Source organism: Methylorubrum suomiense, assembly GCF_022179765.1.
Classification (GTDB): Bacteria; Pseudomonadota; Alphaproteobacteria; order Rhizobiales; family Beijerinckiaceae; genus Methylobacterium; species Methylobacterium suomiense.
In genome coordinates, this window is the sequence record NZ_BPRE01000008.1 from 97,837 (window position 1) to 122,672 (window position 24,836).

The 24,836-nt window shown below is 67.1% G+C and carries 24 protein-coding genes and 1 riboswitch; of the genes, 11 read left to right on the plus strand and 13 right to left on the minus strand.

The window, feature by feature from the left end; all coding sequences use genetic code 11:
• Positions 1-343: 343 nt before the first annotated feature.
• The 3 genes from MFF26_RS14270 to MFF26_RS14280 all read left to right on the plus strand — a co-directional run bounded on the left by MFF26_RS14270 (position 344) and on the right by MFF26_RS14280 (position 4,141).
• Positions 344-2,842, plus strand: a complete 2,499-nt coding sequence (locus MFF26_RS14270; protein WP_137829665.1) for a TonB-dependent receptor — start codon at positions 344-346, stop codon at positions 2,840-2,842.
• A 333-nt stretch (positions 2,843-3,175) separates the two neighbouring features.
• A complete protein-coding gene (gene lanM / locus MFF26_RS14275) occupies positions 3,176-3,577 on the plus strand; it encodes a lanmodulin LanM (RefSeq protein WP_137829608.1) in 402 nt (133 codons plus the stop codon).
• Positions 3,578-3,781: 204 nt separating this feature from the next.
• Complete coding sequence (locus tag MFF26_RS14280; protein WP_137829607.1) at positions 3,782-4,141, plus strand: hypothetical protein; 360 nt, start codon at positions 3,782-3,784, stop codon at positions 4,139-4,141.
• A 78-nt stretch (positions 4,142-4,219) separates the two neighbouring features.
• Here the strand turns inward: MFF26_RS14280 and MFF26_RS14285 are convergent, their stop codons facing one another.
• The 3 genes from MFF26_RS14285 to MFF26_RS14295 all read right to left on the minus strand — a co-directional run bounded on the left by MFF26_RS14285 (position 4,220) and on the right by MFF26_RS14295 (position 8,073).
• Positions 4,220-5,794 (minus strand): undecaprenyl-phosphate glucose phosphotransferase, encoded by a 1,575-nt coding sequence (locus MFF26_RS14285; protein ID WP_137829606.1) that lies wholly within the window; start codon positions 5,792-5,794, stop codon positions 4,220-4,222.
• Between the two features lie 87 nt (positions 5,795-5,881).
• Positions 5,882-7,093 carry a glycosyltransferase family 4 protein gene (locus MFF26_RS14290; RefSeq protein WP_373324480.1) on the minus strand — a complete coding sequence of 404 codons (1,212 nt, stop codon included), beginning with the start codon at positions 7,091-7,093 and terminating at the stop codon, positions 5,882-5,884.
• Between the two features lie 401 nt (positions 7,094-7,494).
• Positions 7,495-8,073, minus strand: coding sequence for a polysaccharide biosynthesis/export family protein (locus MFF26_RS14295; RefSeq protein WP_137829604.1), 579 nt, complete (start codon positions 8,071-8,073; stop codon positions 7,495-7,497).
• Positions 8,074-8,243: 170 nt separating this feature from the next.
• Here MFF26_RS14295 and MFF26_RS14300 point away from each other — a divergent pair, with 170 nt between their 5' ends.
• On the plus strand, positions 8,244-10,541 hold the full coding sequence (locus tag MFF26_RS14300) for a GumC family protein (protein ID WP_137829603.1): 2,298 nt from the start codon (positions 8,244-8,246) through the stop codon (positions 10,539-10,541).
• Here MFF26_RS14300 and MFF26_RS14305 read toward each other — a convergent pair.
• Positions 10,511-11,749 (minus strand): GNAT family N-acetyltransferase, encoded by a 1,239-nt coding sequence (locus tag MFF26_RS14305; RefSeq protein ID WP_137829602.1) that lies wholly within the window; start codon positions 11,747-11,749, stop codon positions 10,511-10,513. The two genes, MFF26_RS14300 and MFF26_RS14305, sit on opposite strands and share 31 nt — an antisense overlap.
• Before the next feature lie 175 nt (positions 11,750-11,924).
• Here MFF26_RS14305 and MFF26_RS14310 point away from each other — a divergent pair, with 175 nt between their 5' ends.
• Entirely contained in the window at positions 11,925-12,971 is a 1,047-nt protein-coding gene (locus tag MFF26_RS14310) for a polysaccharide deacetylase family protein (protein ID WP_137829601.1), read from the plus strand.
• Between the two features lie 85 nt (positions 12,972-13,056).
• On the opposite strand, the gene MFF26_RS14315 is transcribed toward MFF26_RS14310, so the two are convergent.
• The 3 genes from MFF26_RS14315 to MFF26_RS14325 form a co-directional block, all read right to left on the minus strand.
• The gene (locus MFF26_RS14315; RefSeq protein WP_238308127.1) at positions 13,057-13,767 is read right to left on the minus strand and encodes a L,D-transpeptidase; all 711 of its coding nucleotides are present in this window, start codon (positions 13,765-13,767) and stop codon (positions 13,057-13,059) included.
• A 106-nt stretch (positions 13,768-13,873) separates the two neighbouring features.
• Complete coding sequence (locus MFF26_RS14320) at positions 13,874-14,302, minus strand: hypothetical protein (protein WP_137829600.1); 429 nt, start codon at positions 14,300-14,302, stop codon at positions 13,874-13,876.
• Between the two features lie 281 nt (positions 14,303-14,583).
• The gene (locus tag MFF26_RS14325) at positions 14,584-14,790 is read right to left on the minus strand and encodes a DUF2842 domain-containing protein (protein ID WP_137829599.1); all 207 of its coding nucleotides are present in this window, start codon (positions 14,788-14,790) and stop codon (positions 14,584-14,586) included.
• A 223-nt stretch (positions 14,791-15,013) separates the two neighbouring features.
• On the opposite strand from MFF26_RS14325, the gene MFF26_RS14330 reads away from it, so the two are divergent.
• The 3 genes from MFF26_RS14330 (at position 15,014) to trhA (ending at position 18,148) form a co-directional block, all read left to right on the plus strand.
• On the plus strand, positions 15,014-16,144 hold the full coding sequence (locus MFF26_RS14330; protein WP_137829598.1) for a COX15/CtaA family protein: 1,131 nt from the start codon (positions 15,014-15,016) through the stop codon (positions 16,142-16,144).
• Between the two features lie 3 nt (positions 16,145-16,147).
• Positions 16,148-17,206, plus strand: a complete 1,059-nt coding sequence (locus tag MFF26_RS14335) for a glycosyltransferase family 61 protein (RefSeq protein WP_137829597.1) — start codon at positions 16,148-16,150, stop codon at positions 17,204-17,206.
• Positions 17,207-17,467: 261 nt separating this feature from the next.
• The gene (trhA, locus tag MFF26_RS14340; RefSeq protein ID WP_137829596.1) at positions 17,468-18,148 is read left to right on the plus strand and encodes a PAQR family membrane homeostasis protein TrhA; all 681 of its coding nucleotides are present in this window, start codon (positions 17,468-17,470) and stop codon (positions 18,146-18,148) included.
• Between the two features lie 5 nt (positions 18,149-18,153).
• On the opposite strand, the gene MFF26_RS14345 is transcribed toward trhA, so the two are convergent.
• Complete coding sequence (locus tag MFF26_RS14345; RefSeq protein ID WP_137829595.1) at positions 18,154-18,405, minus strand: hypothetical protein; 252 nt, start codon at positions 18,403-18,405, stop codon at positions 18,154-18,156.
• A 265-nt stretch (positions 18,406-18,670) separates the two neighbouring features.
• Positions 18,671-18,776, plus strand: a riboswitch (TPP riboswitch).
• A 70-nt stretch (positions 18,777-18,846) separates the two neighbouring features.
• Here MFF26_RS14345 and thiC point away from each other — a divergent pair.
• Both thiC and MFF26_RS14355 read left to right on the plus strand, forming a co-directional pair.
• Positions 18,847-20,739 carry a phosphomethylpyrimidine synthase ThiC gene (thiC, locus tag MFF26_RS14350; RefSeq protein WP_137829594.1) on the plus strand — a complete coding sequence of 631 codons (1,893 nt, stop codon included), beginning with the start codon at positions 18,847-18,849 and terminating at the stop codon, positions 20,737-20,739.
• 305 nt (positions 20,740-21,044) lie between these two features.
• On the plus strand, positions 21,045-21,287 hold the full coding sequence (locus MFF26_RS14355) for a flagellar protein FlaG (protein ID WP_238308128.1): 243 nt from the start codon (positions 21,045-21,047) through the stop codon (positions 21,285-21,287).
• Positions 21,288-21,602: 315 nt separating this feature from the next.
• Here the strand turns inward: MFF26_RS14355 and MFF26_RS14360 are convergent, their stop codons facing one another.
• On the minus strand, positions 21,603-21,977 hold the full coding sequence (locus MFF26_RS14360) for a flagellar biosynthesis regulator FlaF (RefSeq protein WP_137829592.1): 375 nt from the start codon (positions 21,975-21,977) through the stop codon (positions 21,603-21,605).
• Between the two features lie 170 nt (positions 21,978-22,147).
• Here MFF26_RS14360 and MFF26_RS14365 point away from each other — a divergent pair, with 170 nt between their 5' ends.
• Positions 22,148-22,396 carry a hypothetical protein gene (locus tag MFF26_RS14365; RefSeq protein ID WP_137829591.1) on the plus strand — a complete coding sequence of 83 codons (249 nt, stop codon included), beginning with the start codon at positions 22,148-22,150 and terminating at the stop codon, positions 22,394-22,396.
• Positions 22,397-22,409: 13 nt separating this feature from the next.
• Here the strand turns inward: MFF26_RS14365 and MFF26_RS14370 are convergent, their stop codons facing one another.
• The 4 genes from MFF26_RS14370 to MFF26_RS14385 all read right to left on the minus strand — a co-directional run bounded on the left by MFF26_RS14370 (position 22,410) and on the right by MFF26_RS14385 (position 24,833).
• Positions 22,410-22,547, minus strand: a complete 138-nt coding sequence (locus MFF26_RS14370; protein WP_171015468.1) for a hypothetical protein — start codon at positions 22,545-22,547, stop codon at positions 22,410-22,412.
• 158 nt (positions 22,548-22,705) lie between these two features.
• Complete coding sequence (locus tag MFF26_RS14375) at positions 22,706-23,020, minus strand: hypothetical protein (RefSeq protein WP_137829590.1); 315 nt, start codon at positions 23,018-23,020, stop codon at positions 22,706-22,708.
• Between the two features lie 117 nt (positions 23,021-23,137).
• Complete coding sequence (locus MFF26_RS14380; RefSeq protein WP_137829589.1) at positions 23,138-23,707, minus strand: metallophosphoesterase; 570 nt, start codon at positions 23,705-23,707, stop codon at positions 23,138-23,140.
• Between the two features lie 64 nt (positions 23,708-23,771).
• The gene (locus tag MFF26_RS14385; RefSeq protein ID WP_238308129.1) at positions 23,772-24,833 is read right to left on the minus strand and encodes an energy transducer TonB family protein; all 1,062 of its coding nucleotides are present in this window, start codon (positions 24,831-24,833) and stop codon (positions 23,772-23,774) included.
• Positions 24,834-24,836: the final 3 nt, after the last annotated feature.

The window sequence follows — 24,836 nt, forward strand, 5'->3', positions numbered from 1 at the left end:
GAGGGTGATGCCAGCCGCGATGGTCCAATTCATCGATTGGGCTGCCCTCATGATTCGAGCGGCTGCCGGAAGTCCCGACCAACGGTTGTCCGCGCGATCGACTGCGTGGAGCCTTGCCAAATGTTCCCGAACTTTCCTTCCTTTTTATCCGTAAGTGCTTGTTCGAGCATCGGAAAAATGTTGCTTCAGAGGCACGCCGGGAAACGAAGCTTGAGCGTCGCCTCATAAATGGCCCGACAGGGGCTGTGGCGCGATTGTGGCGGCCACGCTTCTCGGGTGACAGTCGCATCAAGGGTCATCGGGGGCCCATGAACGCCAGATAACAAGGGCTCGGGGAATGACATTGCGAGTGCTGCGCGGCAGCTTGATCGCATCGGTTGCGCTGCTGCCGGGGCAGGTGATGGGCCAGCAGGCTGTCACGCTGGACGAAATCAGTGTCGTGTCGAATACGCCGGTCGCCTCGCCGCGCCGGGTCGTTACCGCGCCGACCGCCTCGGGCAACCGTGAGTTGACGGTGCTCGACGGAATCGAGCGCAACAAGGTGCCCCGCAACACCGACGTGTTGACCTCGGCGGACGTGAACCGCGTCGGCTTCCCGAGCGTGCTTCGTTCGCTGGACGAGCGCATCGGCTCGATCAGCATCAACAACGCGCAGGGCAACCCCTTCCAGCCGACCATCACCTATCGCGGCTTCGAAGCCTCGCCCCTCGGCGGCTCGCCGCAGGGTGTGGCCGTCTACGTCAACGGCGCGCGCTTCAACACCTCGTTCGGCGACACCGTGCAGTGGGACCTGATCCCGGATATCGCCGTTGACCGCATCGAGTTGGAGGGGTCCAACCCGGCCTTCGGTCTCAACGCGCTGGGCGGCTCGCTTGCCGTCAGTCTCAAGAACGGCTTCACCTACCAGGGCAGCGAGATCAACGTCCTCGGCGGATCCTTCGGCCGCGGCGCGGTGGCGTTCCAGCACGGCCAGCGCGTGGACAATATCGGCCTCTACGTTGCCGGCAACGTGCTCGGCGAGCGGGGCTGGCGCAAGCATTCGCCCTCGCGGCTCAACCAGATCTACGCCGATCTCGGCGTCCTGGCGGAGAAGGGTGAGTTCCACTTCAACGTCATCGGCGCGAGCAACAGCCTCACCGGCAACGGCACGGCCCCGGTCGAACTGCTCCAGGCCAAGTACAACGACGTCTTCACCTATCCCGACCAGACGAAGAACGACTTCCTGCGCTTCCAGCTGTCGGGCACCTACGACATCACCCCGACCATCACCGTGCAGGGCAACGCCTATTACGGCCTGTTCCGCCAGCGCACCGCCAACGGCGACGCCGCCGACGTGGAGAACTGCGAGGCCGACGAGCGCTTCCTGTGCTCGGAAGGGGCCGACGATCAGCAGTTCTTCCTGCGCGACCGCACCGGCAACCGCGTTCTGTCCAGCAACGTCCGCACCGCGGATTTCGGCGCCGTCAACCCGATCTTCGCCGATCGCTTCGACGAGGGCGGCCCCTTCGCCTTCCTCAACCAAACCCGGACGCGGACGAACAATTTCGGCGCGACCGTCCAGACCACCGTGCGTGAAACCCTGTTCGGCCTGCCGAACCGCTTCGTGCTCGGCGGCTCCTATGACGGCGGACGGACCCGCTTCAGCGCCGACAACTCGATCGGCGGCCTGACCCTCGATCGCGGCTTCTCGCCCCCCGGTACGGTCGTCTCCAGCGACGACGGCATCATCACCCCGGTCTCGGTGCGTTCCTCGAACGATTATGGCGGCATCTACTTCTCGAACGTCACCGACCTGACCGACCGGCTGACCCTGACCCTGCAGGGCCGGTTCAACATGGCCCATATCGTCCTGAAGGATCAGATCGGCACCGCCCTCAACGGCGATCACTACTACCAGCGCTTCAACCCCGGCGTTGGCGCGGCCTACAAGATCATTCCGGACTATCTCAGCGCCTATGGTGGATACTCGGAGGCCAACCGCGCTCCGACCCCGGCGGAGCTTTCCTGCGCCGACCCGCTGGCGCCGTGCTCGCTCACCAACTTCTTCGTGGGTGATCCGCCGCTCAAGCAGGTCAAGGCCCGCACGGTCGAGGCCGGTGTCCGTGGCCGCATCCCGGAACCCGACAGCGTGTTCGGCGGCATCCTCTCCTACAAGGCGGGCTTCTTCTCGACCCGCAACGCCGACGACATCCTGTTCGTGCCGGCCCTCGACACGATCGGCCGCGCCTATTTCCGCAATGTCGGTTCGACCAAGCGGCAGGGCGTCGAGGCGAGCCTGTACTACAACGCGCCGAACTGGTCGGCCTTCATCGACTATGCCTATGTCGATGCGACCTTCCAGACTCCGGTCGAGCTCGCCGCGCCGGGCAACCCGGCCAACAGCGCGGGCGGCGACGAGAGCGGCACGGTTCTGGTTCGTCCGGGCAACCGCCTGCCCGGCGTCGCGCCGCATCAGGTCAAGGTCGGCGTCCAGTATCAGGTCACCCCGGAATGGCGGATCGGCGCGCTCGCCCGCTTCGCCACAGGCAAGTTCCTGGTCGGCGATCCGAGCAACCAGAACAAGACCACGGGCGATTACGCGGTGTTCGGGTTCAACACGAGCTATCGCGTGAGCGAGAACATCGAGATCTACGGCTACGTCGAGAACGCGTTCAACCGCCGCTACGCCACCTTCGGCACCTTCTCGCCGGTGGACGAAGTGCCGATCATCGCGGTCCCGAACGCCTCGAACAACCGCAGCCTCGCGCCCGGCGCGCCGGTGGCAGCTTTCGGCGGCCTTCGCATCCTGTTCGCCCCGCCGCCCCCGGCCCCGGTGGTGGAGCCTCTGGTCCGCAAGGGCTGAGGCCGGCAGGCTTCCTGGGACCGCTGCGGCGGTTCCAGGCCATCGGAGACGTTCACAACAAGCGCGGCGCCGGGTCATCCGGCGCCGCGCTTGTTTGCTTTCAACGCAGTGTCGTCCACGTTGCTGGCTGTTCCCAAGTAAATGCAACCGATGCGATCCGCGCACGTTTTCGTGCGAAACCTGCCTCGATCGATTGCCAAATTATCCCGGGCAGGTTACGCAAGCATGCCGGCCAGAACGGCGGGCGCGCGGACTGCGTGCCCTGCCGGAGCCAGCCCCTTTGCCGAACCGTCCGCCCATGTGGCGGACATCCGAACAGGAGACGCATCCCACATGGCATTTCGCCTTTCCCACGCCGCCTTCCTCGCGCTCGCCCTCAGCGCCGCGCCGGCCCTCGCCGCCCCCTCCATGACCAAAGTCGACGTCGCCGCCTTCGATCCGGACAAGGACGGCACCATCGATCTCAAGGAAGCCCAGGCCGCCGCATCGGCCGCCTTCGACAAGCTCGATCCGGATAAGGACGGCACCCTCGATGCCAAGGAGCTCAAGGGCCGCATGACCGAGGCGGACCTGAAGCAGTTCGATCCGGACAGCGACGGCACCATCGATAAGAAGGAATGGCTGGCGGCCGTCGCCGCTCAGTTCAAGGCTGCCGATCCGGACAATGATGGCACCATCGACGCCCGTGAACTGTCGGGCCCGGCCGGTTCGGCGCTCGTCGCGCTGATGCGCTGATACGTCCTGTTGCGATAAAGGGCGCGGGCCGAAGGGTCCGCGCCTTTTTTTTATCCGTGCCGGCTCGTCTCTGGGGGCGGGCTCGTCCGTGTCGCGGGCGGGCGTAGCGTCGCAGGGATGAAACTTCGGCACGGCTTGGCGGCTTTCTGGGCACCCGGCTGGCAGCGGACGCTCCGGCCATGAGATCCCGGAGACAGTCCCACCATGCGCATTGCCCTCGGCCTTCCCGCCGCACTCGCCGTCCTTGTCGCGGCTGGCCCCGCCTTCGCCGTCAGCTGCAAGGACGACATCTCCACGGTCGAGCGGCGGCTGAACAGCGCCGGGGCCGAGATGGTCACCGGCAAGGAGCCGCCGGGTGGCCCCACCAGCTCGAACTCGCCCAAGGCTCTCGACAAGCCCCCGGAGGGCAAGCCGTCCGATCCGTCGACGCAGCCGAGCAAGGCCGGCGTCGAGGAGGCGCGCAAGCTCCTGGCGACGGCCAAGGAACAGGACAAGGCCGGCAAGGAGACCGAGTGTCAGAACACCATGACCAAGGTGAAGGAAGCGGCGGGCGCGCTGCCGTAATCCGCGCTGCCCCACGCTGACACGAAGAAGGCCCGGAACCGCAAGGTTCCGGGCCTTCTTCGTGGCGGCACCACCGCCTCAATACGCGCCGTCGGTCTTGAACAGGAGGGCCATCGGCGTTGTGACGAGGATCTTCAGATCGAACAGGATCGACCAGTTCTCGATGTAGTGGAGATCGTGCTCGACGCGGCGCTGGATCTTCTCGCTGGTGTCGGTCTCACCGCGCCAGCCGTTGATCTGCGCCCAGCCGGTGATGCCGGGCTTGACCTTGTGGCGCGCGAAGTAGCCGTCCACCACCTGATCGTAGAGCGTGTTGGCAGCCTTCGCCTGCAGGGCATGCGGCCGCGGGCCGACGAGGGAAAGGTCGCCGCGGATCACGTTGAAGAGCTGAGGCAATTCGTCGAGCGACGTCTTGCGGATGAAGCGCCCGACTGGGGTGACCCGTGCATCGGTCTTGGTGACGAGACGAGAGGCACCCGCGTCGCACTGGTCGACATACATCGAGCGGAACTTGAACACCTCGATCAGCTCGTTGTTGAAGCCGTAGCGCTTCTGCCGGAACAGCACCGGGCCGGATGAGCTGAGCTTCACCGCGAGCGCCACACCAAGCATCACCGGGGCCAGGGCCAGCAGCAGGCCGAAGCCCACGAAGCGGTCGAACAGGTTCTTGGTGATGACGTCCCAATCGGCCAGCGGCTTGTCGAACACGTCGAGCACGGGAACGTCGCCGAGATAGGAATAGGCGCGTGGGCGCAGACGCAGCTTGGTGGCATGGGCCGAGAGGCGGATGTCGACGGGCAGCACCGAGAGCTTGGCCAGCATCTGAAGGATGCGCGCCTCGGCCGAAATCGGCAGGGTGAACAGCACGAGGTCGACCCGGTTGCGGCGGGCGAAGGCGACGAGGTCGCTGACATTCCCGAGTTTCGGGTATCCAGCCACATCATTGCTGGCGCGCTCGTCGCCGCGATCATCGAACACGCCGACGATGCGGATGCCGCTGTCGGCGCCGGCCGCATGGAGTGCGCCGATCAATTCCTCGGCGACTTTGCCGCCACCGACGATGGCGGTGCGACGGTCGAACCGCCCCCGCGCCACCTGGATCCGCACGAAGGTCGCGAGGGCCGTCCGTGAACCCATCAGCGCGGCGAAGCCGGTCGCGAAGTAGCTGAGCAGCCAGATGCGCGAATAATGATCGGATACCTTGGCGAGCATCATCGCCGCGGTCACCATCAGGAAGGCGATGGACCAGCCGGTGACGAGTTTGAGGGCGGTTTTCGGCAGGGTGCGGAAGGCACTGATCCGGTAGCAGCCCGAGGCCTGGAACAGGCCGATCGCCGCGAACGCCACCGCCAGGATCGCTGCCGGATAGCGCGGGGCGAGCGGCACCTTGCCGTGGAGGAGGGCCGCGTGCAGGGCGAAGCCGATCAGCACCAGTCCGCCGAATTCGGCGAGGCGCACGCTGCCGGTCAGCACCACCGCCGACAAAAAGGGGCTTGAGGGCGCCGCATTCATCGCGGCCGGCGCCTCTTCCGTCTGGCCTCCGCGGGACGGACCACGCGCCGCGTCGTGCAGCGGCAGGGGCTGCGGCACCGGGGTCGCGGCGCCGGGTTGCCCGGCCGCCTTCAGCAGGTCGCGGACGTCGATCGCACTCATGGCGAGCTTCCACTTGTGACTTGAAACGGGCCTGCGGCCCTGGGCTGATGTCTCGAACGGGAGCCGGAACTGGCTCCCCGAATGTCGTCAGGCGCGAGCGGTGCCCGTGATGGCCACGGCCCGATCGGAAGGGCGATTCTGCAGGGCGGCGGCGTAGCCGGACAGCACATCGGCGCCCATGCGGTTCATGGAGAAGCGCGCGCGGATCGAATCACTCAGCGCCTTGGCACGGCCGTCCCGCACATCCTCAGGCTCGTCCAGAATCCGGGCGATGGCCGTGCTGAGGGCGTACACGTCCCGCGGCGGCACGAGGTTTCCGGAGAACGCACCGAAGATCTCGGGGATGCCGCCGACATTCGTGGCCACCATTGGCTGACAGGCGGCAGCCGCTTCCAGCACCACGTAGGGAAGGGATTCTGCGAGGGAGGGGATGACCATGACCCGCCCGCGACCCAGCACGGGCCGGATCGGCTGCGGCGGCTCGAAGGCGATGGCGTCGCGGATGCCGAGTTCATCGGCCAGAGCCGTCAGGCTCTCGGTGTCGGGGCCGGACCCGACCATCAGAAGGCTGAGGGGGCGGCCTTCCTTGCGCAAGCGCGAGAGCGCTCGAAACAGGAACGGCAGGCCTTTCGCCTCGCGCAGCTCGCCCACATAAATGAGGTCGAAGGCCGCCGCGACGGTGCCGACGGGCTCGAATTCCGATTCGGCAATGCCGTTATGGACGATGCGCCCGAGGCGCACGGTCCCGCCCGCATAGGTCCGATGCCGCGTGGCGACGAACTCGCTCTCGAACAGAAACACGTCGGTCGCTCGGGCGAGCAACCGCTCGATACTCATGTAAACGCGATGCAGGGCGCTGCCCGGCCGGTAATTGTAGCTGCCGCCATGGGGCGTATAGGCTCGGATCGGGCTGGCACCCGGCACGGGACAGAGGCGCGCGAACACGCCACCCTTGGCACCATGGCCGTGGAGAATCGTGGCGCCGGTCGTCCGTACGCGTTCGCGCACGCCGAGCAGGACGGACAGGTCGGACGGATGCGGGTTCCGCTGCATCGGAAGGCGGACGCAGCCGAGCGCGAGATGGGGCGCGAGCTCTGCGAGAGCCCGAGCGGCACGCTCGCCGCCGGTATTGGCGTCGCAAACGATGCCGACCTGATGACCCGACGCCGCCTGAATCCGAACGAGGTCGAGCACATGCCGGAACAGGCCGCCCACGGGTGCCCGAAAGACGTGGAGGATGCGCAGACATTCACCCTTGTGGGGTGAACTGGGCAACGCGATGACCGGTGATTCGGACACCGGACGAGACGGCGTGATGCCGGCGGCGAGTGAGGCGACCACGGTGGTGAATCTCCGCGGGGCGAACCCGATACGGGTGCCGATATCCACGAAGATTGGGCGCGAGCAGTCAGCGGCGGGTTAAAGGAATCCGGGCAAAGCTCTTTATCAGCCGTGGAGGGCGGCTGGCCGGGCGCTTTTCGGCAATTGGGTTAGGCTTCGGTGAACAATGCCGGCTCCTGCCCAGGCCGATCATGACTTTCTTCGAACGTCACAATTCAGTGATCGGACGCGCGGGTATCAAGAACTCGTCAATCTCGCTCGCTTCGACCCCGAACGTCATGACGGTTCTTACTCAGGCTATGACGATGCGTGAGCGCCTTTGAGGATCCGGGTGTTCAAGGGTGTTGTCGAACACGCTCTCAGAAGAAGCGCTCTTTGATCACGATGGTATCACCCGGTCGAACCGGATAGGACATCGGGACGATTCCGTTGATGAGCCCGCCCGGACCATCCCGCGTCAGCACCGCATAGTCGCGAGCGGCACGGGGCCCGAAGCCCGCCGCGATCGCCACCGCGGATTCCACGGTCATGCCGTTGACGTAGGGATACTGGCCCGAGGTCGTGACTTCGCCGAGAATGTAGAACGGCCGATAGGCATCGACCTCGACCGTGACGTGCGGCTCGCGCACGTAGCCCGAGGCAAGCTTCCCCTCGATCAGGCGTGCGGCCTGGGCCGTGCTGTGCCCACCGACCTGGACGGTGCCGATCAGCGGCATGGCGATCCGCCCGGCACCATCGACAGCATAGATGTTGGACAGGTTGTCCTGGCCGAACACGATGACCCTCAGCTTATCGCCCGCCGCCAGGATGTAGCGGCTGCTGATCGATCCGGTCCCGGTGGCATCGAGATCGGCCGTTCGAAACTCTGGACGCAGGCAGCCGCCGAGCGTCAGCACGGTCGGAAGAGCGAGAAGAAATGCGCGCCGATGCATCGTCATCGCCGTTATGGTGAATCCCTCTCTTGCGCTTAAGCCGTCATAGTTAATGAACCCTGACGGGCCGGATGATGTCGGCGCGTCATTAACCTGCGCGCAACCTTAACAGGTTCTATTGTTGGCCGACGGGTCGATTGCCTCGGTCCCGGTCCTGCTCTGTGTGAAGACTGCACATGCCGCGCCTCAGGCCGTCGACCGATCCCGCCACCACGACAGCGGCGCCATACGCCGCCGGGGAGGGGCTGTCGGTGTCGCAGATGTTCTCCGTTCTCGGCCGATCCTGGGCCTGGATCGCCGTTCCGACGCTCGTCGTCGCCCTCGGATCCGGTATCTTCGTCCAGACCGTCACGCCGCGCTACACCGGCGAGGCCAAGGTGCTTCTGGAGAGCCGTGACCCCGCCTTCGCCCGCACGGCGGCGGAGCGCGGCGAGCAGGTGCAGCCGATCGACGAGCAGGCGGTAGCGAGCCAAGTGCAGGTGGCGATGTCGCGCGATCTCGCCCGGCAGGCGATCCGCGGACTCAAGCTCGTCGGCAATCCCGAATTCGATCCGCAGGCCGCAGGGATCTCCCCGATCCAGAGAGTCCTGATGGTGCTCGGGATCGCCCCCTCGCCGATGGAGCGGTCGCCCGAGGATCGGGTGCTCGACAACTTCCTCGAGCGCCTGCTGGTCTATCCGGTCGGGAAGTCGCGCATTCTCGCCATCGAGTTCAAATCGCGCGACCCCGAACTCGCCGCTCGCGGCGCCAATACGGTCGCCGATCTCTACCTCGCCTCGCTCGCTGCCGCCTCCGTCGACACGGCGCGCTACGCCTCGACCTGGCTCGGCAACAACATTGAGACCCTACGGGCGCGGGTGGCCGAGGCCGAGGCCAAGGTCGAATCCTTCCGCGCCCGCAACGGCCTGATCGGGACCGGCTCGTCGGCGAGCCAGCCACTCTCGTCGCAGCAGCTCTCCGAACTGTCGAGCCAGCTCACTCAGGCGCGCACCATCAAGGCCGACCTGACCGCCCGCGCCAAGCTCCTCAAGGACATGATCAAGGACGGTCGTGCCTTCGAGATCCCCGATGTCGCCAACAACGAGCTGATCCGGCGCACCGTCGAGAGCCGCATCACCCTGCGCGCGCAGTTGGCCCTCGAGTCGCGAACCCTGCTGCCGGCTCATCCTCGGATCAAGGAATTGACCGCGCAGCTTCAGGACCTCGAAGGCCAGATCAAGGCGGCCGCCGACCGCGTCGTGCGCACGCTGGAGAACGATGCCAAGATCGCGGGCGCGCGGGTCGAGAGCCTGCAGGCCGCGGTCGACGGACAGCAGGACGTGGTCGCCAAGGGCAATACCAGCGAAGTCCAGTTGCGGGCGCTCGAACGCGAGGCGAAGTCGCAGCGCGAGCAGCTCGAATCCTATCTCTCCCGCTATCGCGAGGCCGCCGCGCGCGATGCCGAGAGCGCGACCCCGGCCGATGCCCGCGTCGTGTCCCGCGCTGTCGAACCGGAGTTGCCCTCCTTCCCCAAGAAGGTGCCGATCGTCGCCTTCGCGACGCTGCTCGCCTTCCTCTTGTCCTCGGCCGCCGTCATCGGCCGGCACCTGCTCAAGAACCCGCCCGCCCCGCGCTTCGACCGGTACGGAGCCGAGGAGACCGATGGCAGCCTGCCGCCGGACCATTTCCCCGAGCCGCCCGGCCCCCGCCGCCGCGCGCCCGAAGCCGCGTCGATGCCGGCTTCCGCCGCGGAGCGGTTCGCCCCGGCACTCGCCTTCGCCAATTCCCTGCGGGCGACCGCGACGGTCCAGCAACCGTTCTTCGGTGGCGCCCAGGCGACGGGTCCGATCGGTCCCTATTCGGCGCCGCGCCCGGCCGGCTCGATCGATCTCGACCGGTTGATCGCCCGACTCGGAGTGGGCAAAGCCGGGGAAGGCGCCTGCATTCTCGTGGTCGAGACGGCGAGTGATCGGGAGCCGTCGGGCTTGGCCGCCGATCTCGCCCGGACCCTCAGCCCGCGCGCCCGGACCCTGCTCGTCGATATCAACGGGACGGCGGGAGGGCTGGTTGGCGCTGGCCTGAGCGACCTGGTCGCCGGCGAGGCTGCCTTCCCCGACGTGATCCAACCCGTGCGCGGCTCGCGGCTGCATCGGGTCCAGCGCGGCTTGACCGAGCGCGAGGTGCTGCTGGAGGAGCCGCAGGCTCTCGCGATCGCTCTCAACGCCATGGCGCAGAGCTACGACTGGGTGCTGTGCCGCCTGGATGCCTCGGGCTCCGAAGCGAACGATTTCCTCTCCGCCTGCGGCCCCTGCGCCGATGCGATCGTCATCGCCTCCAACGAGGCCGCGGACGATCCCAAGCTCGTGACCCTCTACCAGCTCGCCTGCGAGACCGGCGCCCCCCAGGTGCTGGTGGCCCAGGATCGCGAAGCCGCGCTGCGGCGGGAGATGCCGGGCGCGACCCTTCAGGAAACCCCGCTTCGGCTCTCCGCCTGAGACGGCACGCGGCGCCGCCGCAGGCGCCGCACTCTGTTCGCCACGGCGAAGAGGCGCGGCGAGTGTTTGATCCGGTGCTTCAGGCGCACCAATGCACCGGCCGCTGCGGCGAAGAGATGACCGCCGGCACTGACCGGCATGAGGGACTCGACGAGTTCGATCGTCTCGTCGCAGGTCTTGGCCTTGTAGCTCGCTTCGCCGACACCGAGATCGAGGGCTCTCCGTCCGCGGGCGGATTGGTCCCCGATCAGGCGGTGGAGCAGGATCTCGCCGGGGCTGAAGCGCCCGAGTTCGGGGTCGGTATCGAACGAGGTCCACATCCCGCAGAAGCGGTTGCCGTCGACGGCCCCGCCGAAGGTCGCCAGCACGTGGCCGTTCTCGGTCTCGAGGCTGTGCACTTCGATGGCCGGGCCGCGTCCTTCCGAGCCCGGCATCGTGGCGGAGGCGATGAAGCGGCGGACCGCTGGATCGGCATAGGGATCGGCGATGCCGAGCGCGGCGAAGCGCGACGCCTTCTGCGCGTAGAAGGCCGATTGGATCGCGGCCGCCTCTGCGGAGGTCGCGGCGATCCGGTGACGCACCGGACCCAGCGCCTCGACGAGTTTGCGCTCCTTCGCTCTCACCTTCTTGCGGGCATCCCCGCTGAAGACGCGCCGAAGGGTCGCTTCCGCGTCGGGCCCAAGCAGGAGGCCATAGGCGTCGCTCGGCGCCGGAAGCCCGCGATCGCTGAGGGGGTTCGGCACGCCGTCCCAGAACCGGGGCTGATTGGCGAAGCGGAAGGCATCGATACCGGCCTTCCGCCCGGCCTGTACCAGCGCTTCGGCCAGCTGCTCCGGCCGCAAGGCGGCGGCCTCGCGGGAGGCGAAGAGCGGCATATGAAAATTGGCGTGTCGGTCGCCGACCACGCGGGCAATCCGCAACGGACCGACACGCTCGACCGTGAGCGGAATCAGCAGGCGCGGTCGCGCCGCCTCGTCCTTCAGGATCAGAACAAGAAGGTCAGAGCCAGCCTCGACCTCGGCTGTCGCGTAGGCCGCGACCCAGTCGAAACGCTGATAGGGTGTCATCAGCGCCGCCGAATCGGATTCGAGCGCCCGCCACGTCGTCTCGACGCTCGCGAGATCATGGGCCATCTCGGCGACGAGGCTTCCCCGCGGCGCGACCCCATCGAGAGCGATCCGACCCAGATTCCCGGCGAGTGCCGTCATGGCGGTATGATCCCGGATGCACCCGTTCGGCCGTGCGCCGATCCGATGTCCGGTCAAGCGTCGTCGGATTCCCTCAAAAGGCCGTTGACGGCGTGCGGCGAACTCCCGCGATGGGTAACGAATGCTTGTCGGCCCGGAGTCTAGGTTGCGCCCCTGACCTCCGCATTTGCCGGCCATGACGATGTCACGCCACCGCCTGTTCCGCGCCGGGTTCGCCACGATCGCCGCCCTGGGTGCCGACCGCTGGCTCGCACCGCTCGCCCGCGGGCGCGGCATCATTCTCACGTTTCACCATGTCCGGCCCGAACCGCCCGGACCCTTCGCGCCGAACGCGCTCCTCGCGATCACCCCGGCCTTCCTCGACCGGACACTGACCCAACTCGCGCGGCGCGGCTTCGAGGTCGTCGGCCTCGATGAAGTCCCCGGACGCCTCGCCGATCCCGCGCCGCGCCGCCCCTTCGCCGTGCTGACCTTCGACGACGGCTATCGCGACAATGTCCTCCATGCGCAGCCGGTGCTGAGGCGGCACGGCGCGCCGTGGACCCTGTTCGTCACGAGCGACTTCGCCGAGGGGCGGGGCCGGCTGTGGTGGATCGAACTGGAGCGCGCCGTCGCTCGCCTCGAGCGCATCACGCTGGCGACCGGGCTCGACTGTCCGGCCCGGAATGCGGCCGAGAAGAGCGCCGCCTTCGAGGCCGCCTATCGGGCGCTCCGGGCGGAACCGGAGGAGGTTCTCCGCGCCGAGATCGCGGTTTTATGCCACCGAGCGAGCTTCGCGCCCGGCGCGGTGGCCGGCGAACTCTGTCTGACTTGGGACGAGATCCGGGCGCTCGCCCGCGATCCCGCCGTCACGCTGGGCGCGCACACGCTGACGCATCCGATGCTCGCCAAGCACGACGCCGTGACCGCATCCCGGGAAATGGCCGAGAGCCGCGCTCGGATCGAGGGAGAGACCGGCCGTCCCGTCCGCCACCTGTCCTATCCCGTGGGCGATCCGACATCTGCCGCCTTGCGCGATTTCGCGCTCGCCCGCGACCTCGGTTTCGTGACGGCGGTGACGACGCGGCCGGGACATCTCTTCGCCGGTCACGGGGAGCATCTCCACGCCCTCCCGCGGGTCTCGGTGAACGGGCTGCATCAGACGGATGCGGCGCTGGCAAGTCTGCTGTCGGGCGTGCCGTTCCTGGCCTGGAACCGGGGCAGACGGCTCAACGTGGCGTGACGCAAGGACGGCCCGCCCTCGCCCTGTTCGGGACATGGATCAACCCGGGTGCGGGCGTCGGGACGGAAGGCCGCTCGATCGCCGGTCAGGCCGGCAGCACCACCACCTTCGTCTTCACAGGCGTGCGCGCATACAGGTGGATCATGTCCTGGCTCAGCAGACCGACGCAGCCGCTGGTAATGCCGGAGCCAATCGATTCGGGGTCGCTGCTCGCGTAGATCGTGTAGAGCGTATAGGCGCCGTTCTGGTAGAGATGTAGTGTTCGGGCGCCCAGCGGATTGTCCAGGCCGCCCGGCATGCCGCGGGCATATTTCGCCGCTTCGGGCTGGCGCTTGATCATTTCCTTGGGCGGGGTCCAGGTCGCCCATTCGGACTTGCGGCCGACATAGGCGTCGCCGCTCCACAGGAACCCGTCGCGGCCGACATTGGCGCCGTAGCGGGTGGCGGTGCCGTCACCCTCGATGCGGTAGACGTAGTACTGGCTCGGATCGACGACGATGGTGCCCGCTGCCTCCTTGGACGCGTAGGCGACCGTCCGACGATAGTATTTCGGATTGACCTTCCTGTAGTCGACCGCTGGGATCGGAAACTTCTCATCCGGCATCGGACCGTAGATCGTCGCCGCCTCGGCCATCAACGCGCCGTCTGACGTCACGCAGCCGCCCAATCCCAGCGCGCCGAGACCGGCGGCGGAGCCGGCCAGGAAAGAGCGGCGGCTGAGAAACGGCCTTTGCGGCTCGAACGCAGCGATCCCGCCGATGGCACCGCGCGCGGCGTTCCCATGATCGATCGTCATGATCCCGGACTTCCCATGACCTGCGGCCCGACGCGACACCGAAACAGCCAAGCTTTTATTGTCAAGGGCTTCACCGAGGAGAAGCGCGGTTTTTGGCCGGAATGGCCTATCGCCGCCGCCGCCTGTGGCGCGAACGCGGCGCTTCCGCGCTGTCCGCCACCCCGGTGCCGTCATCGGCGGTCGCGATCGCGAAGGCGGCGCTGACCCGGCCGGAGCGGCGGCTGTAGCGGCTGCGACGGCCGCGCCGGCCCTCCTGCATCTCGGGCTCCTCGACCGCCGGAATGCCGGGGATCGTCGCCGTGGCGGCGACCGGAGCGGGTGCGCTCGCGGCGCCCCCGTCGCCACCCCCGACATTGCGGGCGGGCGGGCCGAACATCGCCAGGCATTGATTGTAGGCCAAATCGTTCTTCAGGCGCTCGCATTCCGCCATGGAGCGAGGCGCGCCCTGCGCCGCGACCGGGCCGACAGAGGCCAGCAGGGAGCCGGCGGACAGGAGGCCGGACAAGAGGAGCGCGGATTGGAACGGGTGGCGCATGAGGCGACAGGCGACCCTGGGTGAGGCGGCGGAAAAGCTTAGGCGTGGCAGACGTCGGGCTTTCTCGCTGCGGAGTGCGGCGAAAAAAGGAGCGTCCTGCGGTCCCGTCGCGCGCTTCGCTGCATTTCCGGCGATGAGGGGTCGGACCAAGGCTGCGAGCGGCGCCGTCCCGGCCGGAACGCGGCGCTGTCGCTCCCATCGGGCGGGATCTGCTGCGGTCGTCGCGACCGCGCCAGTGTCTCAGTTCACGGCTTGCCCGGATGCGCCTTCGGAGTCAGCCGTCACCGATCGGGGCGTTCCATCCAGCGGATCAGCGGCATGAGCGGAAAGATCCAGGCGATGCCGAGGATGCAGTAGGCGATCGTCTGGATCGCCGGATGCGACTCCGAGATTCGGCTGTCGGCCAGCGCCATGGCGAGCGGCGCGTAGACGATCACGAAGGCTAGAATGCCGAAGGTGCCGAGGAAGGTGCGCGTGCGCCGGCGCATGGGATCGGATTACCGTCTCGTTGGGAACGCGTCCGGTCGTACCGGCCCTAGTCTCGGGCCGCAACGGCGGGGCGCTGCGTCACGGCCGCCTTCGGTCGATCCGGGTGACCGATCCGGCTGCGTCAAACCCGGCGCTGCTCATCCGCCGCGTTGCGCCCCGCCCATCGCTTCCCGTAAGGCACGGGACGCCCGGCCGTTCCGGCACGTAACCGCCCGATTGATCATGCGATTGTCCAGAGCCTCGACCGATCTCGATGCCGTGCCGGCAACGGCGCGCCCCGGCCAGCGTGCCGTGCGGGCCTGGCTCTATCTGCTGGCGGCCCTGGTGGTCGCCATGGTGGCCATCGGCGGCGCGACCCGGATGACCGGTTCGGGCCTGTCGATCACCGAGTGGCGGCCCGTGACCGGCGTGATCCCGCCCCTGAGCAACGCGGACTGGGCGGTGGAATTCGGCAAGTATCAGGACACGCCGCAATTCCGCATCCTCAACCAGGGCATTCCGCTGTCCGACTTCAAGACGCTCTACTGGTGGGAATGGGGCCACCGCCTGCTCGGGCGCGTCGTCGGTTTGGTGTTCTTCCTGCCGTTCCTGTTCTTCTGGGCCCGCGGCTTTCTCTCGCGGCGCCTGCTTCTCGGCCTGCTCGGACTGGGATTGCTCGGGGGGCTTCAGGGGGCGATCGGCTGGATCATGGTCGCCTCGGGCCTTCAGCCGGGCATGACCGCGGTGGCGCCGCTCAAGCTCGCGCTGCATCTCACGACGGCCAGCCTGATCCTGACCGGCCTCGTCTGGCTCGCCGCCGGCACGCGGTCCGGTGGGCTCAGCCCGGCGCCCGGCCCCGTGCGTGCGCTGGCCTGCCTGATGCCCGCCCTCGTTCTGATGCAGATCTGGCTCGGCGGGCTCGTGGCGGGGTCGAAGGCGGGGCTGATCCACAACACGTGGCCGGACATGGATGGCGTGTTGGTCCCCTCGGCGCAGACGCTGTTCTCGCAGGTGCCCTGGATCGAGAACTTCGTCGACAACCTGACCTTGGTACAGTTCAATCACCGCCTCTTCGCCTACCTTGTCGTGCTGGTGGCGGTGATTCACGCGGTGGATGCCGTTCGCCGTTCGGCGGGCGCCGCTGCAGGACGCGCCGTCGGCGTCGCCGCTCTGGCGACGGCGCAGATGGGCCTCGGGATCGTCACCCTCCTGCTGCAGGTCCCGCTCTGGGCCGGTCTCGCCCATCAGGTCTTCGCCATGGCGGTCCTCGTGATGGCGACGGTCCATGCCCGGCTCAGCCTCGGCCTCGGCGCGGCACCGATCGTGTACCGGCCGACCGTGCCGATCGGCTTCGAAGCCCTCGCCGGACGATAACCGGTGGCGCGGCCGGCGCGGGGTCGGCTCCAGCCCTGCCGAACCCTGTGGGGCACCTGCGAGCGAGTCGAGGCGCCGCCCCGCCTCCGGCGCTACGGTCACGTCGATTTTCATCCCGTGCGCACCGACGGTCCCTGGGGCCTGTTCGGCCGCGATGGGCGCTGTCTCGGCGCCGGGCGCGCTCCCGTCGCTGGGGAGAGCCTGACGGAACCGGATCGGGTCGAGACCGGTCCGCTCCTCTTCATCGGCCTGCTGGCGCTCCATTACGGGCATTTCGTCGTCAACACCCTGCCGCATCTCTGGCCGCTCGTGGGCTGGACGGGGCCCCGGCCCAAGCTGCTGTGCCATGCCGAGCCCGGAAGCTGGCATCGGGCGCCCTTCCTCGAACGCATTCTGGAACGCCTCGGATATCGTCTCGACGATCTCGTCACCTTCGACCGGCCGGTGCGCCTCTCCGACGTGCTGGTCCCCGATCCGGCGCTCCATGAGCAGACGCGCGTTCACACGGTCTACGGCGATCTCTGCCGCATGGTCGGGGAGGGCTTCTGGGCGGCGTCGGAAGCCGATTCCGTGTCACGCCCGGTCTATCTCGCCAAGACGCGGCTCACGTCGGGCGTCACGCGCTTGGTCAACGAAATCGAGATCGCCGACGAACTCGATCGGCACGGCGTCGAGATCGTCACCCCGGAGACCCTCGATTTCGGGGCGCAGATCCGCCTGATGTCGAGCCGGCGGGTCCTGCTCGGCACGGTCGGCTCGGCTTTCCACGGTTCGGTCTTCGCGGCACCGGGCCGGCGCCTCGTCGGCCTCAACTGGCAGCCCGCGCTCAATGCCAATTTCCCCCTGCTCGACGGGCTCAACGGCACGCAGGGCCGCTACTACCATGCGCCCGGCACGGTCCTGCGCGAGCCCGGGGCCTTCGAGGTCTCCTGGGAAGTGCCCGATCCGCGCGGGCTCGCCCGCGACCTGCTGGAACGGGCCGAGCGTCTCGACCGAGGGGAGCCAGACCCGCGGACGGGCATCTGGCAGCGACGGATCCGCGGCTTTCGGTCCCGATCCTGATCCGGACGCCGGTTTCAGCCGTTGGCCCGGAACCTGCTGCGAGACGGGGGTCGGTTCATGAAAGCGTCGCGAACCGTGTCGATTCTGTCCCATCGCTCGAACGGCAATGCAGCATGAACTTCGTCTTTTCTTGCATTGCACAAGGTGGGAGTAGTCGTCGTTTGTTCACGAAGGGTGTGGAACAAGATGGAATGCGTAGTTCGCTGATGGAACGACTCGTGACGCTGAAGACTTGAGGTTCGACCAGTACGGGAGCAGAGGATGATTCTCGCTGAGGACGGCCGGCCTGTGGCTCTGACGTGGAACTACACGCCCAGTGAGATGCGGGCGGATGGTGCCGTCCATGTGGCGGGAGTCGTTCTCGGAGTTCTCGGCGCGGTTTGTCTGATTGTGACAGCGGCGCTCACGCATCTCGGTTGGTTGGAGCGGGCCTCTCTCCTTGTCTACGCGACCGCAATGGTGGCGATGCTCGGCGCGTCGGCGGCCTACAACATGTGGCCCGTCTCGCCGCGCAAATGGATTCTGCGCCGCTTCGATCACGCCTTCATCTATCTGATGATCGCCGGCACCTACACGCCGGTCGTCGCCCTGGTCGGCTCGGGGCCGGTCGCCTGGAGTCTCCTGGCCCTGGTGTGGACGGTGGCGCTCGCTGGCATCGCCATCAAGATCCTGATGCCGGGCCGCTGGGACCGTGTCTCGATCGTGCTCTACCTGATGCTCGGCTGGAGCGGCGTCCTCGCCTACGAATCGGTCATCTCGGGCCTGACGCCTTCGGCGTTCTGGCTGCTCGCTGCCGGCGGCCTGCTGTATTCGGTCGGCGTCGTCTTCCACGTCTGGCGCGGATTGCCGTTTCAGAATGCGATCTGGCACGGCTTCGTGCTCGCCGCGACCGCGTGCCATTACGGCACGATCATCACCAGCGTTCTCGCTGCCGGAGCCTGAGCTCTTCAGGCGGTCTCGGGTTCGCTGCCTTCCCCGATCGTATCCGAGGCCCGCTCGACGGCGCTGATCGCGTCGAGAAGGTGCTGAACGCTCCGCTCGACCTCGATCTGCGGGCGATTCATGGCTGCTGCCCGCTCCACCAGACTTTCGAGTTGATCCAGCAGCTCCAACAAATCGCTGGCCACGGCAGCGGCATCGCTGGCAGCGCGGCGATGCGTGGCGGGTTTCAGTTTGCGGAAGGGGACAACCGTGCTCATCGAGTGTCTGTGTCGCGGATGGCGCCGCCAGGCACCACCCCAGGACCCGCGCCCATCCACATCTGCGGGGCGATTGCGGCGCGTCTGCGGGCTTTCCTGCTCGGATTGGTGAGTTTTGGGTGAGGCGCTTCTTCTGGATACGCGGCAAACCGGCAAGGTTCGGGCGAGGCGCCCACTCACCGGAAAGCCGCCGGTAAAACCGAACACTCCGATTCGTCCGTTTCACGGCACGGATTGACAAGGATGGCGCGGCGGAAGAGGTTGGAATCGTTCCGAGGGGGGCCCTGTACGGGGCTGAGAGTGGGCGAGACGCCCTGACCCTTGAACCTGATCCGGCTCGTACCGGCGGAGGGACGGGAACCTGTGGCCGGCGCGAGAGGCGTCGGCCTTCCGCACCATCGTCGGGACCACGGGTCGCCTCCCACGCCAGGAGCGACAGCGATGAACGCACCCGTCCGTCCCAAAGATTTTCCCCAAGGCACTCCCGCCAGCGTCACGACCGGACCGGTCCAGGGCTCGCGCAAGGTCTACGACGCGGCCCCCGGCCATCCCGATATCCGGGTGCCCTATCGCGAGATCGGCCTGTCCGATCCGAAGGAGGCGCCGGTGCGGGTCTACGACCCGTCCGGCCCCTACACCGAAACGGATGCCGCCATCGATCTCGAGAAAGGCCTCCCGACGGCGCGCGAACCCTGGATCGCCAAGCGCGGCTACGCGGCGGTGAAGCCCCGTGAGGTGAAGCCCGAGGACAACGGTTTTGCCTCCGCCGATAAGCTCGTCGCCCCGTGCCCGGCCGAGCGGACGATCCGCAAGGCGGCGCCGGGTCAGCTCGTGACGCAGTACGAGTTCGCCAAAGCCGGCATCATCACCGAGGAGATGATCTACGTCGCCCACCGGGAGAATGCCTGCCGCGCCCAGATGCTGGATCAGGCCCAGGCCGCCCTCGCGGACGGGCAGAATTTCGGTGCCGCGATCCCACCCTTCATCACCCCCGAATTCGTGCGCGAGGAGGTGGCCCGGGGCCGTGCCATCATCCCGGCCAACATCAACCACCTCGAACTCGAGCCGATGGCGATCGGCCGCAACTTCCTGGTGAAGATCAACGCCAATATCGGCAACTCCGCCGTGACCTCGTCGGCGGCGGAAGAGGTCGAGAAGCTGGTTTGGTCGATCCGCTGGGGTGCGGATACGGTCATGGATCTTTCGACCGGCCGCAACATCCACAACATCCGCTCCTGGATCGTGCGCAACTCCCCGGTGCCGATCGGCACGGTGCCGATCTACCAGGCACTGGAGAAGGTCGGCGGCGACCCGCTCAAGCTCGACTGGGAAGTCTTCAAGGACACGCTCATTGAGCAGGCCGAGCAGGGCATCGACTATTTCACGATCCATGCGGGCGTGCGCCTCGCCCACGTTCCGCTCACGGCGCGCCGCACCACCGGCATCGTCTCGCGCGGTGGCTCGATCATGGCGCGCTGGTGCCTCGCCGGGCACCGCGAATCGTTCCTCTACGAGCGGTTCGACGAGATCTGCGACATCATGCGGGCCTACGACGTCTCGTTCTCGCTGGGCGATGGTCTGCGCCCCGGGTCGATCGCCGATGCCAACGATGCGGCCCAATTCGCCGAGTTGGAGACCCTGGGCGAACTCACGCAGATCGCCTGGGAGAAGGGCTGCCAGACCATGATCGAGGGCCCCGGCCACGTGCCGATGCACAAGATCAAGGTCAACATGGAGAAGCAGCTGCGCGAATGCGGCGAGGCGCCGTTCTACACCCTCGGCCCGCTGACGACCGACATTGCTCCGGGCTACGACCACATCACCTCGGGCATCGGTGCGGCCATGATCGGCTGGTTCGGCTGCGCCATGCTCTGCTATGTCACGCCGAAGGAGCATCTCGGCCTGCCGAACCGCGACGACGTGAAGACCGGTGTCATCACCTACAAGATCGCCGCCCACGCCGCCGACCTCGCCAAGGGTCACCCCGCCGCGCAGCTGCGCGACGATGCCCTGTCCCGCGCCCGGTTCGACTTCCGCTGGGAGGATCAGTTCAACCTCTCGCTGGATCCGGACACGGCGCGCAGCTTCCACGACGAGACCCTGCCGAAGGACGCCCACAAGGTCGCCCATTTCTGCTCCATGTGCGGCCCGAAATTCTGCTCGATGAAGATCACGCAGGATCTGCGCGCCGACGTGCTCGCCATGGAGGAGGCCGGTATCGTGCTCGGCGAGGCCAAGCCTCTCTCGGAAGAGGAGCGCAAGGCCGGCATGGCGGCGAAATCGCAGGAATTCTTGGCCGAGGGCGGCAAGCTCTACGTCGAGGCGGCCGAGTAAGGACGAGAGGGGGCGGTCACGAGGGCCGCCCCTTCTTCTACCAGAGGGAACATTCGCTCGAATTGTTCGGACCCTCTCAACAGACTATCGACGGTATCCCACGTCGGTAGGGGAGAGTCGCCAGCTCTTAAGACTCCGCTCACGGGAATCGCGATGTCTTGAGGTTCATGCTTCGTGCTTGAACCGAAAGGACATCTGTCATGGACCCGATCCGTCCGTTGTCCCCATCGCCCTCCGTCGGGCCTTCCAACGCCGTCACGCCGGTCCGCCCCATAGTCGGAGCGTCGAATGGATCGGAGTCTCGGGTGCTTGATCCCGCCGTCTCCATCGATGTGCGCCCGCAGGCGGGTGACGCCAAGCCAACCGAGCCGGATCGGCGCGCCTATGTCCGCGACCGTGATAGCGCGGCACTCGTCTTCCGCGTGACCGATCCCAAGACCGGCGACGTGGTGATGCAGATCCCCGACGAAGTCGTCCTGCGCGCCCGCGCCTATGCCCGTGAAAACACGACGGCGTTCAGCGGCGAACGGCTCGTCAAAACAGCTTGAACGGCGAGCCTCCGATCGGAAATCCCGCTCGGTTGCTCTCGCGCGGAACGGCTCGACCCGACATTTCTCGGGAAGCTCCGATGAAACGCGCGCATATCAATGGCCGGTCGTCGCGATAGCGAACTCCGTCTGTGGACCTCGCCGATCAGGGGTGAGGCAAAGCTCATTTCTCGGTGAGGCGATCAGCCCATCGTGGGCCAATTCGGCAGCGCATCGCCGTCGCGCTTCAGCGTCGGCATGAGTTTGAAGACAGATGCGGAAACGCGACGTGGTTCGCTGAGCCGACGCCCCTCGAACCGGCGCTCTGCAATGCGCTCAGGCGCTCGCGCCGGGATCGCCCTGGAGGCCGGCGGCGATGTGGTTGTTCAGCGAGACCAGCGACTCGATCTTCTCGCGGTTCGGCTCGATCATCGCGTCGACGATCGTGCGGAACACGTAGATCGACAGGCGGCTGATGCCGGTGCGGATCTCATCGGGGATCGGATTGGCCGGGTCCGTGACCGCGGCAGCGAGAATCGTCCAAACCCGCTGATTAAACACCAGGGCTTCGTTGAGGGCGGTACCGGAGGTGATCTCGGAGCCGAGGGCCTGAAGCTTGCCTGCCGCCTTCAGCAGAACGGCAGCTTCCGCCTCACGGGGTGGAAGCGCGACATGCGCGACCTTCGCGTAGGCACTGGCCCCATACGACATCGGCTGATCCCTCGTGCGCCGGACGCATATGACGTCCGTCCGGCCCATGTGGCATCCGGTTTATTAAAACCCCGTATGCAACATGGGTTGCCGTAATGGCGCCCCGAAAGGGGGCGAGGGGTCTGTTGTGGACAGCTCGCGCCGCGATCCGGGTCCGGGACCCGACACGAATGACGAATTTCTTTTTAGGTCTCATTGCCGGCTGCATTATTGCCGGCGTCGTCACAATCTCGGCGGCGCGCAATCCCGTCGTCCAAACGCGTCTCGGGCTGATGCCCACCGTCGCTCAGGCTTCTACGCCCCCGACGCCGATGGCCCGAATCGAGCCGCCGCGTTGCCCCGAAACACGGGCGGAAACGCCCGTCGGTCGAACTGACATGCTGTTCTCGCGGAGCCGTCTGTGGTCGATCAAGCCCTGAGGCTCGAGTGACATCAGACGCTGGTGCCGATCAGGAACATCACCATCGTGGTGGCCAGCGTGCAGCCGAGGAAGCCGCAGAGAGCTGCCGCGAAGGACGGACCGGTCTGCAGCGAGGCGGTCTGGGTGGAGGTGTCGGCCACGATGTTCATGACAAGGCTCCAAATCAAGCGATCTCGTTGAATTGACGATGTGGCGAACGGTCAGGCTCGGCGGTGCGTGGACGCACGTCGAGGCTCGACAGAACAAGGCTCTGCCGGGTCACGTCAGGTGATGTGTGGGTGGGGTAACGTCGCTGGCGACGCCGCCCTCAATCGCAGCGATTCAGGCGCTTGGCGACGCGGAGATCGCGAAGTTCGCTGCGGAGATCGATCGAGACCACGTCGGCCCCGCAATCCTCGAACGCGTCCTGCGCCTCGTGATAGCGGTCACCCACTTCGTCGAGGGTGTCGCAGACCCGATCGTGATTGCCCAGACGCGCTTCTTGGCGCGCCTGATAGCGAAGAGCGCCCGCTTCCTCGACCTTGCGCCGGCCGTCCAGGCAACCGGGCGCCGCAACGGCGGATGTGGCGATGCTTGCGCCGACGAGAACGGCCGTGAGGCCGGCAAGAACGGTGTAACGCATGGACAAACCGACGATGTTTCGACCGAGGTCGTGGGGGGTGTAACCTTGCGAGACCGTTACTCTCTCAGCTTTCGCTGCGACGCATCGCCCTCGCTTATGGTCTGATGAACGGTGCGGCTAAGCCGATGGTTCCGGCAACTTTTCAACGCCCTTGACGGAACCTTTGCGGGACGACCGTGGGCTCCCGCCTCGCCGGCGCGATGACAGAATTTGCGCCAGCGTCACGGGCCGAAGGCTCTGTGCATCGACGCCGACATCGTATTGGCGTGGGATCGGCTTGAGCCGTCCGTGGGAATGGCCGTGGAGATTGATGGCGCCGCGTCCGAGGCCATTCCACGTTCGGAACGCGTAGTGACAGAGCACCAGCCGGCGCTCGTCGACCGCAATCTCCGCGTAATGCGCCACCGATGCCCAGCCCGGCGCGGACAGCGTTGCGGCCTTATCGTTGTTGCCGACGATGAGATGTTTGTGCCCGTTAAGAGCGGCCAACATTTCAACAATGCGTTCGGGCGGCGGCCCGAGGGCGAAGTCGCCAAGATGCCAAACCGTGTCGTCGGGACCGACGACGGCGTTCCAGCCGTCGATCAGGGCTTGGTCATGGGTCGGGAGGTCGGGGAAGGGACGCCGGTCGATCCGGAGGATGCGCGGATCGCCAAAATGCGTATCGCTGGTGAAGAAGGTCGCCATCGAGGCGGCATGTAGTGCGGCGAGACCGGGCGCGACATGCCCGGTCTCCTGATGCAAATCGTGCTCAGTCGGTGAAGCGCATCGGCACCGTCACCGACAGGCTCGGCTGGTCGAAGCCAGCGGGAGCCGGCGGCAACGAGCCCCGAACCGCCGCGAGTGCAGCGGAATCGATCGCTGGAACGCCGCTGCTCGATGCCAGAGAGGCACTCGTCACCGAGCCGGATCGGGTCACCGTGAAGCGAACGGTCGCGACGCCGCCGCCGGTACCGCTGGCGGCATTGCGGTTCATGCGACCCCTGATGGTCGAGGACAGCATGCTCTTCCAGGCCGCCAAGGCGTTCGGATTGCCGCCGCCGCTGCGTTGGAGTTGGCTCGCCTGCTGATTCGCCTGCGCGGCACCCTGGGCGTTCTGCGTGGCTCTCCGTACCGCGTCTCGCTCGGCCTTGGCTTTGATCGCGGCCTTGCGCTGTTCCTCGCGGACCTCACGGCGCTCCGCCTCACGCTTCCGCTCCAAGAGCTCCTTGCGGCGGGCCTCGGCGATCTTGGCCGGATCGGGCTCCTTGGGCTTGGGCTTCACGGGCTCCTTCGGTTTGACCACGACCGGTGGCGGGGGCGCCAGCGGCTCGGCCTCCGGCGCCTGCGAGGTGATCACCTGCTCTTCTGGGGGCGGGGGCGGAGTCTCGGGCGGCATCTCGGCCACGGCTTCCGGCGGCGGAGGCGGGGGCTCCACTTCCTCCGGCATGACCTGGGTCATCTCGGTGGGCGGCGGCGGCGTCACCTCCTGCGGTACGACCTCCGTGACCTCCGGCGGCGGGGGCGGCGGAACGGGCGTTTCCTGGGTTTCGATCGGATTCGCCGTCGTCGGCTCGGCCTCAGGCTTGGCTTCTTCCGGCACGGGCTCGGCCGGCGCCGCTTCCAAGGCTTCCTGCGGCTGAGCCTCCTCCATCGGGGGAGTCAGGTCGATGGAGATTTCCTGCTCGCCCGCCGATTCCGGAGCGTGCAGATTCATGTAGGCGAGGCCCGCGAGCCCCAGCAGGTGCAGCAGCAACGCGACGGCGAAGGCGGCGACGAGCGGACCCTGGCCCCCATCGGGACCGCCAGGGGCGCGTTCAGCGTAAGCGGCCATGGT

Bases quoted from the DNA above. Each gene is read 5' to 3' on its own strand.
- lanM (WP_137829608.1), top strand. From the start codon at position 3,176: ATGGCATTTCGCCTTTCCCACGCCGCCTTCCTCGCGCTCGCCCTCAGC.
- MFF26_RS14280 (WP_137829607.1), top strand. From the start codon at position 3,782: ATGCGCATTGCCCTCGGCCTTCCCGCCGCACTCGCCGTCCTTGTCGCG.
- MFF26_RS14285 (WP_137829606.1), bottom strand. From the start codon at position 5,794: ATGAGTGCGATCGACGTCCGCGACCTGCTGAAGGCGGCCGGGCAACCC.
- MFF26_RS14295 (WP_137829604.1), bottom strand. From the start codon at position 8,073: ATGACGATGCATCGGCGCGCATTTCTTCTCGCTCTTCCGACCGTGCTG.
- MFF26_RS14300 (WP_137829603.1), top strand. From the start codon at position 8,244: ATGCCGCGCCTCAGGCCGTCGACCGATCCCGCCACCACGACAGCGGCG.
- MFF26_RS14305 (WP_137829602.1), bottom strand. From the start codon at position 11,749: ATGACGGCACTCGCCGGGAATCTGGGTCGGATCGCTCTCGATGGGGTC.
- MFF26_RS14310 (WP_137829601.1), top strand. From the start codon at position 11,925: ATGACGATGTCACGCCACCGCCTGTTCCGCGCCGGGTTCGCCACGATC.
- MFF26_RS14315 (WP_238308127.1), bottom strand. From the start codon at position 13,767: ATGACGATCGATCATGGGAACGCCGCGCGCGGTGCCATCGGCGGGATC.
- MFF26_RS14320 (WP_137829600.1), bottom strand. From the start codon at position 14,302: ATGCGCCACCCGTTCCAATCCGCGCTCCTCTTGTCCGGCCTCCTGTCC.
- MFF26_RS14325 (WP_137829599.1), bottom strand. From the start codon at position 14,790: ATGCGCCGGCGCACGCGCACCTTCCTCGGCACCTTCGGCATTCTAGCC.
- MFF26_RS14330 (WP_137829598.1), top strand. From the start codon at position 15,014: ATGCGATTGTCCAGAGCCTCGACCGATCTCGATGCCGTGCCGGCAACG.
- trhA (WP_137829596.1), top strand. From the start codon at position 17,468: ATGATTCTCGCTGAGGACGGCCGGCCTGTGGCTCTGACGTGGAACTAC.
- MFF26_RS14345 (WP_137829595.1), bottom strand. From the start codon at position 18,405: ATGAGCACGGTTGTCCCCTTCCGCAAACTGAAACCCGCCACGCATCGC.
- thiC (WP_137829594.1), top strand. From the start codon at position 18,847: ATGAACGCACCCGTCCGTCCCAAAGATTTTCCCCAAGGCACTCCCGCC.
- MFF26_RS14360 (WP_137829592.1), bottom strand. From the start codon at position 21,977: ATGTCGTATGGGGCCAGTGCCTACGCGAAGGTCGCGCATGTCGCGCTT.
- MFF26_RS14365 (WP_137829591.1), top strand. From the start codon at position 22,148: ATGACGAATTTCTTTTTAGGTCTCATTGCCGGCTGCATTATTGCCGGC.
- MFF26_RS14370 (WP_171015468.1), bottom strand. From the start codon at position 22,547: ATGAACATCGTGGCCGACACCTCCACCCAGACCGCCTCGCTGCAGACC.
- MFF26_RS14375 (WP_137829590.1), bottom strand. From the start codon at position 23,020: ATGCGTTACACCGTTCTTGCCGGCCTCACGGCCGTTCTCGTCGGCGCA.
- MFF26_RS14380 (WP_137829589.1), bottom strand. From the start codon at position 23,707: ATGGCGACCTTCTTCACCAGCGATACGCATTTTGGCGATCCGCGCATC.
- MFF26_RS14385 (WP_238308129.1), bottom strand. From the start codon at position 24,833: ATGGCCGCTTACGCTGAACGCGCCCCTGGCGGTCCCGATGGGGGCCAG.